We start from the raw sequence: 13,478 nt of genomic DNA, 5'->3' as shown, positions 1-13,478 counted from the left end.
GCGCGTCCGCGCCGTAACCTCGCCGTGGAAAGGGAAATCCCATGCTTCCACGGTTCAAGGCCGCCGCCGTTCACGCGGCTCCCGTCTTCCTCGATGCGGCCGCGACAACCGCCAAGGCGGTCGCCCTGATTGGAGAGGCCGCCCGGGCCGGGGCCGCGCTGATCGCCTTTCCCGAGACCTTCATCCCGGCCTTCCCGGTCTGGGCGGCTCTCTCGGCTCCGATCGACAACCACGATCTGTTCGCCCGCATGGCCGAGCAATCGGTCCTCGTCGACGGGCCGGAGGTGGCGCGCATCCGGCAGGCGGCGCGGGCGGCGGGCATCTTCGTGTCGATCGGCATCAGCGAGCGCTCACCCGCCAGCGTGGGCTGCCTCTGGAACGCCAACCTCCTCATCGGCGAGGACGGCACGATCCTCAACCATCACCGCAAGCTGATGCCGACCTACTACGAAAAGCTCGTCTGGGCGCCGGGGGACGGGGCCGGGCTGAAGGTGGTGGAGACGGGCATCGGCCGCATCGGTCAGCTCATCTGTGGCGAGAACACGAACCCGCTCGCGCGCTACGCCCTGATGGCGCAGGGCGAGCAGTTCCACATCTCGTCCTGGCCTCCGGTCTGGCCGACGCGCCGGCCGAAGGGCGGTGGCAACTACGACAATCTCGCCGCCAACCGCCTGCGGGCCAGCGCCCACTGCTTCGAGGCCAAGGCGTTCGGCCTCGTCACGGCGGGCGTGCTGGACGAGGCCGCCTACGACTTCCTGGCAGCACGCGATCCGGGCGCCGCCGACGTCCTCGACGGGACCCCGCGCGCCGCCTCGTTCTTCGTCGATCCCACCGGGGCGCAGATCGGCGAGGCGCTCCAGGAGGAGGGCATTCTCTACGCGGAAATCGACCTCAACGCCTGCGTCGAGCCCAAGCAGTTCCACGATGTGGTGGGCTACTACAACCGCTTCGACGTCTTCGAGCTCGCGGTGAACCGCCAGCGGCTCGCGCCCGCCCAGTTCCGCGACGGCCCCGCGCCCGCCCCCGAACCGGTGCCGCCGGTGGCGAGCGGCGCGTGACTTGCTCGCCGCTTACCTGACCGAGACCGTCATCCACGATCCCTGAAGCCACACCGGAGAGGCCCCAAGATGCTCGATCGCCGCAAGCTCATCCTCGGAGGCGCCGCCGGCCTGATGCTGCCGGATCTGCGCGGGGCCTTCGCCCAGAGCCCCGCCCGGATCGGCACCTTCCCGGAAGGGGTCGGCACGGATTCGGTCTTCGTCGGCCTCAACATGCCGCTGACCGGCGTGTTCTCCGGCGACGGCAGCGACCTCAAGCTCGGCTACGAACTGGCCATCGCGCAGATCAATGCGGGCGGCGAGATCTCCGCCACCTGGGGCCTCAAGGGCAAGGGCGTGCTCGGACGCCAGATCCTCCACAAGATTGCCGACACGGAGGGCAAGCCCAACGTCGCGGTCCAGGCCGCGACCCAGTTCATCCAGCGCGACAAGGCGATCCTGTTCCAGGGCTCCGTCAGCAGCGCCGAGGCCATCGCCCTCGAGGAACTCGCGAGCCGCGACAAGGTCCTCTACATGGTGGGCATCGCCGGCTCGAACGACGTCACCGGCAAGAACTGCCAGCGCTACGGCTTCCGCTCACAGCAGAACGCCTACATGGCCGCCAAGGCCCTCGCGCCCGTCGTCGCCAAGGCCCTCGGCAAGAAGCTCAAGGCGGCTTTCCTCGTCCCCGACTACACCTATGGCCAGACGGTCTACGACTCGTTCGCCAAGTTCTCGAAGGAGCAGGGCTGGACGCAGGTCCTCAAGGAGACGGTGCCCCTCGGCACGGCCGATTACAGCTCCGCCCTCCTCAACATCGCCAACAGTGGCGCCGACGTCTTCGTCAACATCTGCTTCGGGTCCGACGCGGTGGCTTCGACGAAACAGGCCGAGCAGTTCGGCGTCCTCTCCAGCATGAAGCTCGTGGTGCCCAACCTGTCCTCGTTCCAGGACAAGGAGGTCGGGCCGGAGTTGATGCAGGGCGTCTACGGATCCTGCGACTTCTGGTGGGCGCTGGAGGACCGCTATCCCCTGGCCAAGACCTTCGTCGAGTCGTTCTACGCCAAGAACAAGTACCGCCCGCGCTGGGGCGCCCACATCGCCTACATGCAGACCTACCTCTGGGCCCTGTCGGTGGAGCGGGCGGCAAGCTTCAACCCGGTCGACATCATCAAGGTGATGGAGGGCTCGAAGTCCCAACCCTACGAAACCACGATCGGCCGGGTCTACTACCGCGCCGAGGACCACCAGATGGTCCGCCCGATCCCGATCCTGCGCGGCAAGGCGCCCTCGGCCATGAAGGGGCCCGAGGATTTCTACGAGATCGTGGACCTCGTCGAAGGCGAGACGGTGATGAATCCGCCCGACCTGTTCGGGTGCAAGCTCGGCCCCTACACCTGAGGCCCGCGATCATGCCAAGCACCGCCATCCTCCTGTCACAGGCCTTCAACGGACTCGCCCTCGGCAGCTTGCTGGCGCTCGTCTCCAGCGGGCTCACCATCATCCTGGGCACGCTCGGCGTGCTCAACTTCGCCCACGGTGCGCTGTTCGCGGTGGGTGCCTACACCGCCTTCGTGATGATGCAGGCGACGCAGTCCTTCGTGCTCGCCCTGCTCGGCGGCTGCGCCGTCATGCTCATCATCGGCTTCGCCATGGAGCGGCTCGTCATCCGCCACTTCTACGCCCGGCCGGACGAGGACCAGATCCTCGTCACCTACGGAATCGGCATGGTGCTGGTGGAGGGCCTGCGAACCTGGTTCGGGGGCAACAGCCAGCGGGTGCCGGTCCCGTCCTGGGGTACCGGTGCGACGAAGCTCGGCTTCCTGGTCTACCCGACCTACCGCCTTCAGCTCATCGGCATCATCGCGGCCCTGCTGGTCGGTCTCTACCTCGTCCTCTACCGGACGTCGGTCGGCCTCGTGGTGCGGGCCGGCATCGAGAATGCCGGCATGGTCGGCATCCTCGGGATCGACGTGCGGCGCACCTTCCTGTTCGTCTTCGCGGTGGGCATCGTCGCGGTCGGCCTCGCCGGCATGCTCTACGCCCCCGTGGTCGCGGTCACGCCCGACATGGGCGCGAGCTTCATGGTGCAGTCCTTCGTGGTGATCGTCCTGGGCGGCCTCGGCTCCTTTCCCGGTGCCATCGTGGGCGGCCTGATCGCGGGCGAGATCATCAGCCTGACGAGCGCCTTCAACTCCGCCTACTCGGAGGTGATGCTCTACGGCCTGATGGCCCTCGTCCTGGTGGCGCGGCCGCAAGGTCTGTTCGGCACGGAGGGCCGGGTCTGATGCTCTCCCGTCCGCTGCGCGCCGCCTGGCCCGAACTCGCCCTCCTCGTCGTTCTCCTCGCCGCCCCCGTGCTGCTGCCGCCCCTGGGCTTCTCGCACGACCTGCTGTCCCGGGCGCTCAACTGGGCCCTGTTCGGCCTCGGCCTCGACATCCTGTTCGGGCTGGCCGGCCTGCTCTCCTTCGGACAGGCGGCCTTCTACGGGGCCGGCGGGTTCGTCGCCGCCTACCTGCTGGTCTCCGGCCTTGTCCAGAGCGTCTGGCTCGCCTTCCTGATCGGCACGCTGGCGGCGGGGCTTTTCGGACTCGCGGTCGGCTGGCTCGCGGTCAGGCGCATCGGCATCTACTTCGCCATGATCACCCTGGCCTTCGGGCAGATGGCCTACTTCGTTCAGAACTCGCCGCTCTCCGACTACACGGGCGGCGAGAACGGCATCGCGGGCGTTCCGGTCCCGGTGATCGGCTTCGGGGAGTCGGCCGTACGGATCACCGCCGGGCTGCCCATGTACGCCCTCCTCGCGGCGACCTTCTTCCTCGGCTTCGTGCTGGCCCGGCGCATCGTGCATTCACCGGTCGGGTTGATCCTGAAGGCCGTCAAGGAGAACACCTCGCGCGTGGCCATGCTCGGCCACGACGTACCGGCCTACAAGCTCGCGGCCTTCACCATCGCGGCCCTCTACGCGGGTCTGGCCGGCGCGATGCTGGGCTCCTTCCAGAGCTACATGCCCCCCGACGCCTTCGCCCTCGAGACGTCCGGCCAGCTCGTGGTGCAGACGATCGTCGGTGGGGTCGGCACCCTCGTCGGGCCCCTCGTCGGCGCGGCGCTGTGGCTCTGGCTGCGCGACAACCTCCAGCTCATCCCCGGCTTCGGCTCGCTCTGGAAGCTGATCCTCGGCGTGGCCTTCATCGGCCTCGTGATGGGGCTACGGCGGGGCATCTGCGGAGAGATCCTGCATCGCTGGCGCCAGCGCAGCGAGGCTGCCCGCCTGCGGGCCGCGAAGGCCCGAACCGAGGCGATCGAGGCGGCAGCCGCCTCGGGAGACGCCGTGGCGCCGCACAGTCCGTCCGAGGTCGCGCTGTACGACATCACTTTGCCCGAGGTCACTCTGCCAATGCCCCGCCCGGTCATCGACGGCCGCACCGCCCACGCGGAGATCGCCCTGGAGGCGCAGGGGCTCGCCCGGCATTACGGAGGCCTCAAGGCCGTGGACGGCGTGAGCTTCCAGGTCCGCCGCGGCTCGATCCACGCGGTCATCGGCCCGAACGGTGCCGGCAAGAGCACGCTCTTCAAGATGCTCTCCGACGAGGTGAGCCCGAGCGCTGGCGCGGTCCTGCTGTTCGGCGAGCGGCTCACGGGCGCAGGGGTGACGGAGGCGACGCAGCGCGGCGTCGCCAAGAGCAATCAGCTCAACCAGCTTTTCCTCAATCTCACCGTGCGGGAGAACCTGCGGGTGGCGGCGCTCGCCAGGGCGCGGGGCCGCTTCCGCCTCGACCTCCTGGCCCCGGTCCAGGGCCGGACGGACGTCGAGGCTCAGGTCGCGACCATGCTGGGCGTCCTCGACCTGGGGATGCGGGCAGAGACCCGCGTCGGCGTGCTGGCCTATGGCGAGAAGCGCCGCCTCGAGATCGGGATGGCCCTGGCGACCAGCCCCAACGTCCTCCTTCTCGACGAGCCGCTGGCCGGGATGAGCCCCTCGGAACGCATCGCGACCTGCGCGCTCATCCGCAGGATCGGCCGCTCCTGCACGATCCTTCTCGTCGAGCACGACCTCGACGCCGTCTTCGATCTGGCCGAGCGGATCACCGTGCTGAGCGAGGGCCGCCTCCTTGCGGACGGCCCCGCCGCAGTCGTGCGCCGCGATGCGGCGGTCCAGAAGGCCTATCTCGGCGCGGCGTCGGATGAGGCCGCCGGCGAGGGAACCGCGATCGTGGGAGCCATGCATGAGCCTGCTTGAGGTCGAGGGCATCAACACCCTCTACGGAGACTCGCACGTTCTCTTCGACGTCTCCTTGCACGTCGAGGAAAACGAGGTCGTGGCCCTGCTCGGCCGAAACGGCGCGGGCAAGACCACGACGCTTCGGACCCTGATGGGCGCGCTCGCGCCGCGCAGCGGCACGATCCGCCTCGACGGCAAACCGATTCAGGGATTGCCGCCCGAGAAGATCGCCCGCGTCGGCATGCAACTGGTGCCGGAGGAGCGCGCCGTCTTCGGAACCCTGACGGTGGAGGAGAACCTGCGCGTGGCCCGCCTCACCGCGCCGAACGGCTGGTCCATCGACCGGGTCTGGGAGGTCTTCCCGCGCCTGAAGGAGCGCCGGACCTCGCGGGGCCGCACCCTGTCGGGCGGCGAGCAGCAGATGCTGGCGATCGCCCGGGCCCTCATCCGCGATCCCCGGATCATCCTCCTCGACGAGCCGTTCGAGGGCCTGGCACCGCTGATCGTGCAGGACCTGATCGCGCTCACGCGCCGCCTCGCGGAGGAGGGCCGCACCATCGTCGTCGTCGAGCAGAACGTGGCCGCTGTGCTCAGCTTCGCCCAGCGGGTCTACGGCTTCAACAACGGCCACGTGGTCTACGAAGGGTCGGCGGCGGCGCTGCGGACCGACCCGGCGCCGATGCGCGCCTTCATGGGGCTGGCCGCATGAGGGTCGCGGCCCCGTCCCTTACGATGCCGCTCGGAGATTGTGCATGGCACATGACCACCACGACGGTCATGAAGCCCATCATCACCAACACGACCATGCCCATCAGACGCCGCACCACGCGAGCGAACTCTCCCCGATGGAGTTGCGCGTGCGCGCCCTCGAATCCGTCCTCGTGGAGAAGGGCTACGTCGACCCGGCCGCCCTCGATGCGCTGATCGAGACCTACGAGACCAAGGTCGGCCCACACAACGGCGCTCGCGCGGTGGCGCGTGCCTGGGTCGATCCCGCTTTCCGCGCGCGCCTCCTCGCCGACGCCACCCCGGCATTGCGCGAGCTCGGGATCGGCGGGCGCGGCACGTCGGCTCGCCCGCTTCGGAAGCGAGGCCCAGGCCGACAGCGTGCTGATCACCTGTGGCGGTCAGCACGGCCTGCTGCTCCTGCTTATGGCGTTGACCCGGCCCGGCGAGGCTGTGCTGGCAGAGGAACTGAGCTTCTAAGGGCTGAAATCGGCCGAAGGCTTGCAAGGCCGCTCGCTGGTCGGTGTGCGCATGGACCGCGAAGGTCTCATGCCCGACTACCTCGACGTCGTCTGCCAGCGGACCAAGGCGAAGGTCCTGTTCTGTACGCCAACGCTGCACAACCCGACGACGGCGACGATGTCGTTGGAGCGGCGGCGGGAGTTGGCCGAGGTCTGTGCACCCCACGATGTCATGATCGTCGAGGACGACGTCTACGGCTTCCTGCCCGACCCAACATTGCGACCGCTGGCGGCGTCCGCTCCGGATCGCGTCGTTCATATCTCGAGCCTGTCGAAGCGCGCCGGTCCGGGACTGCGCATAGGCTTCATGAAAGTACCGCGTCATCTGATCCACGCGTTCGGGATCGCCCTTCGTGCCACCACCCTGATGGCGTCTCCCTTCACCGCGGAATGGGCAACCCGCCTTCTGATGTCCCCGCAGATCGATGACGTTGTCAGCGATTTGCGCGCAGAAACCGAAGCGCGACAGGCGCTCGTGGCATCCGTACTGCCGGAACGGCCCATCATGGCTCATCCCAACACGTTCTACGTCCGCCTAAACCTCTGGAACGCCTGGTCTGCCGAAGCTTATACGCAAGCCGCTGAGGAGATCGGTGTGGGGGTGACACCACTCAGCTTATTCGAGGTCTCCGCGATGCATCAGAGTGAGAGCGTGCGCGTCTGCGTGAACGGGGCCCCCGACCGAAGATCACTCAGCGAAGGGCTGGAAAAACTCGCGGGTTTACCCGCCTCGGGAGCACCCTCGACCGTCCGGTTCAGGGCGGCGATCTAGAGCATTTTCCACGATCCCTGAGTCGTTGCGGCCAGGTGAGCGTTGATCCCTGAAGGTTCGTCAGGGAGATCGCCATGGCCCGTGCCTACAGTCACGATCTGCGTGTTCGCGTCTTGGACGCGGTGGAAGCAGGTCTGTCCCGCCGGGCCGCGGCCCTGCGCTATCGGGTCGGCGTCGCTACGGTGATCCGCTGGGCCGCGCATGCGACGATGACAGGAGAGACGCGGGCTCAGCGTCAGGGCCGTCCACCCGGCTCCAAGCTCGACGTGCATGAAGCCTTTCTGCTCGCCCTCACCGAAGAGAAGGACGACATCACGCTGGCCGAGATGCAGGAACGCCTGCGTACCGAGCGCAGCGTCTCGGTCGGATTGGGCACGCTGTGGCGTTTCTTCGCCTGCCGCGCGGTGACGTGGAAAAAAAGTCAGCGCACGCAACCGAGCAGGATCGCCCCGACGTGGCCGCATCCCGTGAGGCGTGGTTTGCCGCACAGCCCGACCTCGATCCTGAGCGCCTGATCTTCATCGATGAGACGGGTCTCTCCACCCGCATGGCGCGCCTGCGCGGTCGCTGTGCTCGCGGTCAGCGCCTGCGCTCGGGCATCCCGCATGGCCATTGGCTCACGACGACGTTCGTTGCGGGCTTGCGCCTGTCGGGGATGAGCGCGCCCATGGTGCTCGACGGACCGATGACGCGGGAGTGGTTCCTGGCCTACGTCGAGCAGGTGCTCGCCCCAACCCTCAGGCCCGGCGATACTGTCATCCTCGACAACCTCCCCGCCCACAAGGGCACAGCGATCCAGGCCGCCATCGAGGCCAGCGGCGCACGGCTTCGCTTCCTGCCGCCGTACTCACCCGACTTTAATCCGATTGAGATGGCCTTCGCCAAACTCAAGGCGCTGCTGCGCAAAGCGGCCGAGCGCACGGTCAATCGGCTCTGGAGTGTCGTCGGCGATCTGCTCGACGCCTTCACACCAACCGAGTGCGCAAACTACTTCGCTGCCGCCGGCTACGATCCGGAGTAAGTGGAAAACGCTCTAACTTCAACCCTGGGCAACAGGATAGGGGCAGGCCAATCTTACCCGTCGCCGACGATATTGGAATTCTGAGCATCAATACGCGCCGCCAGCCAGTGCTTCATAATTCGCCGATTCTCCAGGACAAAGCCTCTGACAGTGCAGTCAAACTATTCATTTCGGCTGATGATAAATCGCGAAGCAGAAGGAGTACAGTTATGAGCAAATGGTAGTTTGGATAGCCGGACCCATCGCTATAACGCGAATTATCTCTACTATATATCAAGTATTGCCGACTGTCATAAGCTTCTACCTTGTCTATCTGCGACAAAAAACAAATATGCGTTGGTTTTAATGGTTCAAATCAGCGGGCGGTTTCTCTGTCTTTAATCCATCGAAGAAAGCTGTTGGCCCGAAAAGGGTTTGGAAAGTCCTCCTGAAGATCAGGCCGACTTCGATAGAGAACTCGATGTTCATGCAAGATCGACGTTCCGTCCGAATACACCCCATAAGCCCAATATCCCTTCAATCTCGTATCCTCGTATCGGTCCAGAGAAGACCGGTACCACTTTACAAGTTCGTAGATGGCGCTACTTCGACCGGCGTACCTATCAACCATAGCTGCACCGGCGTTAGCAATTTTCGTAAAATGATAAAACCGCAGAAGCGCAGAGCCAGCAAAGATTCGCCCATCCTTGTCAAAAAAGATGGGACGGCTACTCAAATTCCAACTTGCCACATTAAAACCTGAGTCGCGTATGATATCAACTCCGTCGAAAAAGGCTGGCACTAAATCGCACCAGCGTTGATCTGTGTAAATACCTTCAGCTGCCGTCTCAAAACAGTAATACTGAAGACGTTCCCGCCACCAAGCCGCAAAGCGCCTTCCCTCAACACTGTTTTGCACACCCAAGAATCCAAGGTTATAGGTGCCGTGAAGCAAGGTACTGCGTTCATTTTCCCACATCTGACGGGAAATTAGCTCTGGCTCAACCAAGTGCGGGGTCAGAACAATATTGGCTTTGCTAAGCCTTTGTACGGCGGGCATCAGGTCGTTAAAAAGTGCAATATCGGGGTCAATATAAAATACAATATCCGCACCGCTATCAAGAATCTTCTCCAGGAAAAAACCTTTCACCGCAGTGCAAATCTCGACGACATTGTGACGAAAAATCCAGCTCTCGAGTCGTTCTATTGGCAGGTCCTTTAGCCAGAGCACATGATCAAAGCCATGATCTGTTGTGTCGAGCGCAAAACCTTCGGGCTCTAAGTCAGATATGCAAAGCCACAATACCCAGTCAGGATGATGCTTTCGTAGAGTTTCACTGAGTAAGCGCGCCCTCGATAAATAAGAAAATGATATGCTAGTGTAGCAATGCACATCAAGCATGCTCATTTTAAATCTCGCTCGTATAAGCAATATCAATTTTGTTCAATTCAATCTCTCCCGTGCTCACGCCCTTCGACCGATATTTCTCGAGATCTCTAATTAATGCGCCGGATACAAATCGATCTAGAAGTTCGAATTTATCAGAAAGCAAGAACCCAGCCTCATGAGCTAACACTAGTTTGGCTGCATTTCCACTGTCGACACGTGCCAAAACCATTGTTCCGGCCGCGATCGCCTCTAGGGTGCTGAAAGAAAATGTTTCGAAGCAGAGCGACCACTGTATGACGATGTCTACATCGTGCTCGATGAGAGCTTGCACCATTGCATCCGGATGTTCCATCGTGACCGTGGTGGGAATGAAGCGGATCGACGGCGATCGAGCGATAGCATTTGTGGCGAAGTGGAAAAATGTGTAACGGCGATCTTTACTGCAGGCCGCAACAATTTCTTGGAAGATGTGCCAGCCCTTATGCGGCGACGCCATTCCGACAAACGCAACTCTAGCAGAAGCGCCAACCTTTGATGCTCTAGTCGTTTTGTGTAGGCGAAGTCTTGCATGAGGCGCGACACGCGAGCCCGTAATAGCGAAAGCTGATCGCTGATGCCAAACGTCTTGTACAGGCTCAGAAGGGAAAAGCACCAAAGGCCTAGTTACCTCGAATAGCTCCCTCACTGCTGCAAGATGATCTATACGCTCTCGACCGTAGACACATATCGTGCACGCACTTGATCCTACCTCCGGCGCCCCACAAAACTCAATGTCATTGCGAAGTAAAGCGTAATTTGTGCACAAAGTTGAAAAATCGTGCACCCAAACGGACGTTCTGCTAGGTTTGACTGACGTGTGTAACTTCAGAATAAAGTCTAGGCTAAAACCAAGCAGCGAATGTACAGTTAATGACACCTCTGCCTGCAGCGCTGCAAATTTTTTGCAAAGTGCTACCGTAAGTTCCTTTTGGGAAGCATGCCCGACACGGTCGCCGTCTATGATAATTGTGACAAGCCCTTCACGGCTTACTTTGCTATTAAAATGGAGTGACGGATCTGCCGGAGAAAGATGGACATAACTATGACCCTTAGCATTTAAGATTTTCTGCTCATTGCCAATGCAGTTTTGGATACCCCCAACGTTCAGTGTATAATTATCGTGGCTGAGGCTAACGAAGATTATCTTCTGATTGATTGTTAGCAGACGATCCAGCAGGGTCGTCAAAACGTCGTTGCTCAACCCGACCCGATAGGTCGAACGCCGCTGGTCATCTTCGCTACGTTTTTCCATCGATCGAGCTGCGTTGATGATCTGATTTTCTATATAATTTGGAGACTGAATGGGGCGGCCTTCTGCTTTCCCTTGAATCAAGTAATGATAAAAGGGATTTATAGCAGCCCTTCTAACGTCTTCATGAAGCCTTAAGTATTCATTGATTATAAAATCCGGTGACGGATTGCGACCCTCTCGCCATCCTTGTTGAAGAAAATGCTCGAGCGGGTCTGCCCCTGATTTTGCAACATCTTCATGTGACAGCAGGTAGTAGTCACGGTCAAAATATGGTTCGATGACTTTACGCTCAAAATCCTGCATTGCAGAGTCAAAGGGAAGAGGGCTAACATTGGTGCCAGCAGATACCGCTTTGACAAACGTTGGTTTCTCGGAATTGAGCAAGTGATAATAAAACGGGTTAATTCCTGCTGCGGCAACATCTGGACGGCTATCGAGATAGTTCTCAATACTGAACCATGGGGTTGGGTTACGCCGCTCTCGCCAACCCATTTCAAGGAAGTGGTCTAGAGGGTCTCGCCCACAGTCAGCGACGTCGCTGTTGCAGGCAAGATAAAATGCCGCATCGAAATTAGCCCCAACCAGCGACCGTTCAGTTTCTCTTGCTACGCTTTTCTTGTAGGCAAAACTATTGCTTTCTTGTGATTTATTGTCCTTATACGTCCATTCGCCACTAAGTAAAAAATGATAAAAAGGGTTTATATCTTGACTTTGCACTTGAGGGTGATTGTCGAGATAGATTTTAGTGTCGAACCATGAATTTGGACTGCGAGACTCCCGCCAGCCGTACTCCAGGAAATGGTCCAAGGGATCGCAACCTGACGCCGCCACGTCGGGATTCGAGTCGAGATAGAAAGATGCATCGAAATACTCCTCAAGGACGGCGCGTACAGTACTTTGGGGCCCACTGACCTCCTGCGCCTTCCCCAAAGGTGGTTTGTTGTTATTAGAGTAAATCGATAAATCAGGTTGATGCGCTGAGCTTGCTTCGTGGCCAGACCTATAAGTCCCTTGGTCTATCTCTGATATTTTCTCTTTGCTATGAATGGGTTCATGTGTTATACGTTTTTGGAATATTCGACTCAACAAATTTTTCATTTCGCCTCTTTGCCTTTCAGTTCCGTGAGACACATTCTTTGATACTGTTTGACCTCTTGAGAATGCCTATTTGTACTCGTAAATTGATCATAAAATATGTTTGCCGAAAATTGCAATAACCTACTCGTATGTATGTTTATTCGTGCAAGAGTCTCCTGCTATGTTTTGAAGTGTGATTCGTTCAATCTGTGTGGGGGCTGTCCTACGTGCATCGAGCTTTGTCAAGGATTACTGGAATGCATTATAGCTCTTGCTATAAATCTATATAAGATGCATATTGGTTTGATTGCTCAATGGAGCGTGGCTTCCAGTTCGACTTCGCCCACTCGAGCTGATGGTGAAGCGCGCTGCGTGATGGAATGATTGCAAGCGATAGGCTGATGATGGCATTCGCCTAAGCTCGACTTTGGCCATTTGGGCAGGCCCTTGACCGCGCCGGGTGATGAAGCGGGCGTGATGGATATGATCGGCCCCCACGCGGTGGTCCATAAGTAAAGTTAGTGCGCGGTAGGCCGCTGCACCACAGGTAGTTTGGCCTGCGAAGCTGGTTGGGCGAGCGCTGCTGGCCAAGCGGTGAACGCTGGCACGAACACCTCTGGTGCCGGCGGCCGGTATCCCAGCGATGCATGTGGGCGCACGCCGTTGTAGTGACGCCTCCAGCTTTCGATCACGATCTGCGCCTCCCTGAGTGTGTAGAAGATCTCGCCATTCAGGAGTTCGTCGCGCAAACGCGCGTTGAAGCTCTCAACGTACCCATTCTCCCACGGTGAGCCTGGCGTGATGTAGGCGATCTTGCTGCCGAGCGCGGTGATCCAGGCTTGCACAGCCTTCGCGACGAACTCCGGCCCATTATCCGAACGAATATGGCCCGGTACGCCACGCAGGATGAACAGGTCCGAGAGCACGTCGATGACGTCGATCCCCTTGAGCTTACGTGCGACCCGGATTGCCAGGCATTCGTGCGTGAACGCGTCGACCACGTTGAGCATCCGGATCTTACGTCCATCGTGCGTGCGGGCCTCGACGAAGTCGTACGACCAAACGTGATTGCGGTGTTCCGGGCGAAGACGAACACAGGAGCCGTCGTTGTCCCAGATCCGTCCCCGCTTGGGCTGCTTGGCCGGCACTTTCAGACCTTCACGCCGCCAGATCCGCTCGACGCGCTTGTCGTTGACGAACCACCCGGCCGCCTTCAGCAACGCACTGATCTTGCGGTAGCCGTAACGCCCGTACTTTTCAGCCAACGCCACGAGATCGGCCGTCAGCGCCTCTTCATCGTCGCGGCCCCGCGGTACCTTGCGCTGTGTCGAGCGATGCTGTCCGAGCGCCCGACAGGCGCGGCGTTCGGAGACGGTCATCGTCCGCATGATGTGCTCGACACAGGCACGTCGGCGCGCGGGGCTCAGAAGTTTCCCCGGGAC

10 protein-coding genes and 1 pseudogene are annotated in these 13,478 nt (G+C 61.0%); 8 read left to right on the top strand and 3 right to left on the bottom strand.

Annotation, left to right across the window (positions count from 1 at the left end):
- The first annotated feature begins 41 nt into the window (after positions 1–41).
- The 8 genes and pseudogenes from MKK58_RS20280 (at position 42) to MKK58_RS20245 (ending at position 8,299) form a co-directional block, all read left to right on the top strand.
- The gene (locus tag MKK58_RS20280; protein WP_243914285.1) at positions 42–1,058 is read left to right on the top strand and encodes a carbon-nitrogen hydrolase family protein; all 1,017 of its coding nucleotides are present in this window, start codon (positions 42–44) and stop codon (positions 1,056–1,058) included.
- A 69-nt stretch (positions 1,059–1,127) separates the two neighbouring features.
- Positions 1,128–2,438 (top strand): substrate-binding protein, encoded by a 1,311-nt coding sequence (locus tag MKK58_RS20275; protein ID WP_243914284.1) that lies wholly within the window; start codon positions 1,128–1,130, stop codon positions 2,436–2,438.
- Between the two features lie 11 nt (positions 2,439–2,449).
- Positions 2,450–3,325 carry a branched-chain amino acid ABC transporter permease gene (locus MKK58_RS20270; RefSeq protein WP_243914283.1) on the top strand — a complete coding sequence of 292 codons (876 nt, stop codon included), beginning with the start codon at positions 2,450–2,452 and terminating at the stop codon, positions 3,323–3,325.
- Positions 3,325–5,277, top strand: a complete 1,953-nt coding sequence (locus tag MKK58_RS20265) for an ABC transporter permease subunit (protein ID WP_243914277.1) — start codon at positions 3,325–3,327, stop codon at positions 5,275–5,277. The genes MKK58_RS20270 and MKK58_RS20265 overlap by 1 nt, the downstream gene beginning before the upstream one ends.
- The gene (locus MKK58_RS20260; RefSeq protein WP_243914275.1) at positions 5,264–5,968 is read left to right on the top strand and encodes an ABC transporter ATP-binding protein; all 705 of its coding nucleotides are present in this window, start codon (positions 5,264–5,266) and stop codon (positions 5,966–5,968) included. The genes MKK58_RS20265 and MKK58_RS20260 overlap by 14 nt, the downstream gene beginning before the upstream one ends.
- A 43-nt stretch (positions 5,969–6,011) precedes the next feature.
- A pseudogene (locus MKK58_RS20255) lies at positions 6,012–6,323 on the top strand (nitrile hydratase subunit alpha); the annotation flags it as partial.
- A 211-nt stretch (positions 6,324–6,534) separates the two neighbouring features.
- The gene (locus MKK58_RS20250) at positions 6,535–7,278 is read left to right on the top strand and encodes an aminotransferase class I/II-fold pyridoxal phosphate-dependent enzyme (protein ID WP_243914273.1); all 744 of its coding nucleotides are present in this window, start codon (positions 6,535–6,537) and stop codon (positions 7,276–7,278) included.
- A 74-nt stretch (positions 7,279–7,352) separates the two neighbouring features.
- Positions 7,353–8,299, top strand: a protein-coding gene (locus MKK58_RS20245) for an IS630 family transposase (protein ID WP_243914271.1) whose coding sequence is annotated in 2 segments (ribosomal slippage) — positions 7,353–7,692 and positions 7,692–8,299 — 948 coding nt in all. Because the reading frame shifts where the segments join, the coding sequence is not laid out codon by codon here.
- A 355-nt stretch (positions 8,300–8,654) separates the two neighbouring features.
- Here the strand turns inward: MKK58_RS20245 and MKK58_RS20240 are convergent.
- From MKK58_RS20240 to MKK58_RS20230, 3 genes are all read right to left on the bottom strand, one after another.
- Positions 8,655–9,686: a hypothetical protein gene (locus MKK58_RS20240; RefSeq protein WP_243914270.1), complete on the bottom strand. Its 1,032-nt coding sequence runs from the start codon at positions 9,684–9,686 to the stop codon at positions 8,655–8,657.
- A gap of 1 nt (position 9,687) precedes the next feature.
- Entirely contained in the window at positions 9,688–12,057 is a 2,370-nt protein-coding gene (locus MKK58_RS20235; protein ID WP_243914265.1) for a hypothetical protein, read from the bottom strand.
- Positions 12,058–12,554: 497 nt separating this feature from the next.
- The coding region (locus MKK58_RS20230; protein WP_243914264.1) for an IS3 family transposase at positions 12,555–13,478 on the bottom strand (924 nt) is incomplete at its 5' end.

It is taken from the genome of Methylobacterium sp. J-078, assembly GCF_022829285.1.
Classification (GTDB): Bacteria; Pseudomonadota; Alphaproteobacteria; order Rhizobiales; family Beijerinckiaceae; genus Methylobacterium.
Note: the sequence above shows the minus strand (reverse complement) of the source record. Positions and strands in the feature narration are given on the sequence as shown.

Coding starts and splice junctions, on each gene's coding strand:
- MKK58_RS20250 (WP_243914273.1), top strand. CDS start 6,535: ATGCCCGACTACCTCGACGTCGTCTGCCAGCGGACCAAGGCGAAGGTC.
- MKK58_RS20265 (WP_243914277.1), top strand. CDS start 3,325: ATGCTCTCCCGTCCGCTGCGCGCCGCCTGGCCCGAACTCGCCCTCCTC.
- MKK58_RS20280 (WP_243914285.1), top strand. CDS start 42: ATGCTTCCACGGTTCAAGGCCGCCGCCGTTCACGCGGCTCCCGTCTTC.
- MKK58_RS20275 (WP_243914284.1), top strand. CDS start 1,128: ATGCTCGATCGCCGCAAGCTCATCCTCGGAGGCGCCGCCGGCCTGATG.
- MKK58_RS20240 (WP_243914270.1), bottom strand. CDS start 9,686: ATGAGCATGCTTGATGTGCATTGCTACACTAGCATATCATTTTCTTAT.
- MKK58_RS20270 (WP_243914283.1), top strand. CDS start 2,450: ATGCCAAGCACCGCCATCCTCCTGTCACAGGCCTTCAACGGACTCGCC.
- MKK58_RS20260 (WP_243914275.1), top strand. CDS start 5,264: ATGAGCCTGCTTGAGGTCGAGGGCATCAACACCCTCTACGGAGACTCG.
- MKK58_RS20235 (WP_243914265.1), bottom strand. CDS start 12,057: ATGAAAAATTTGTTGAGTCGAATATTCCAAAAACGTATAACACATGAA.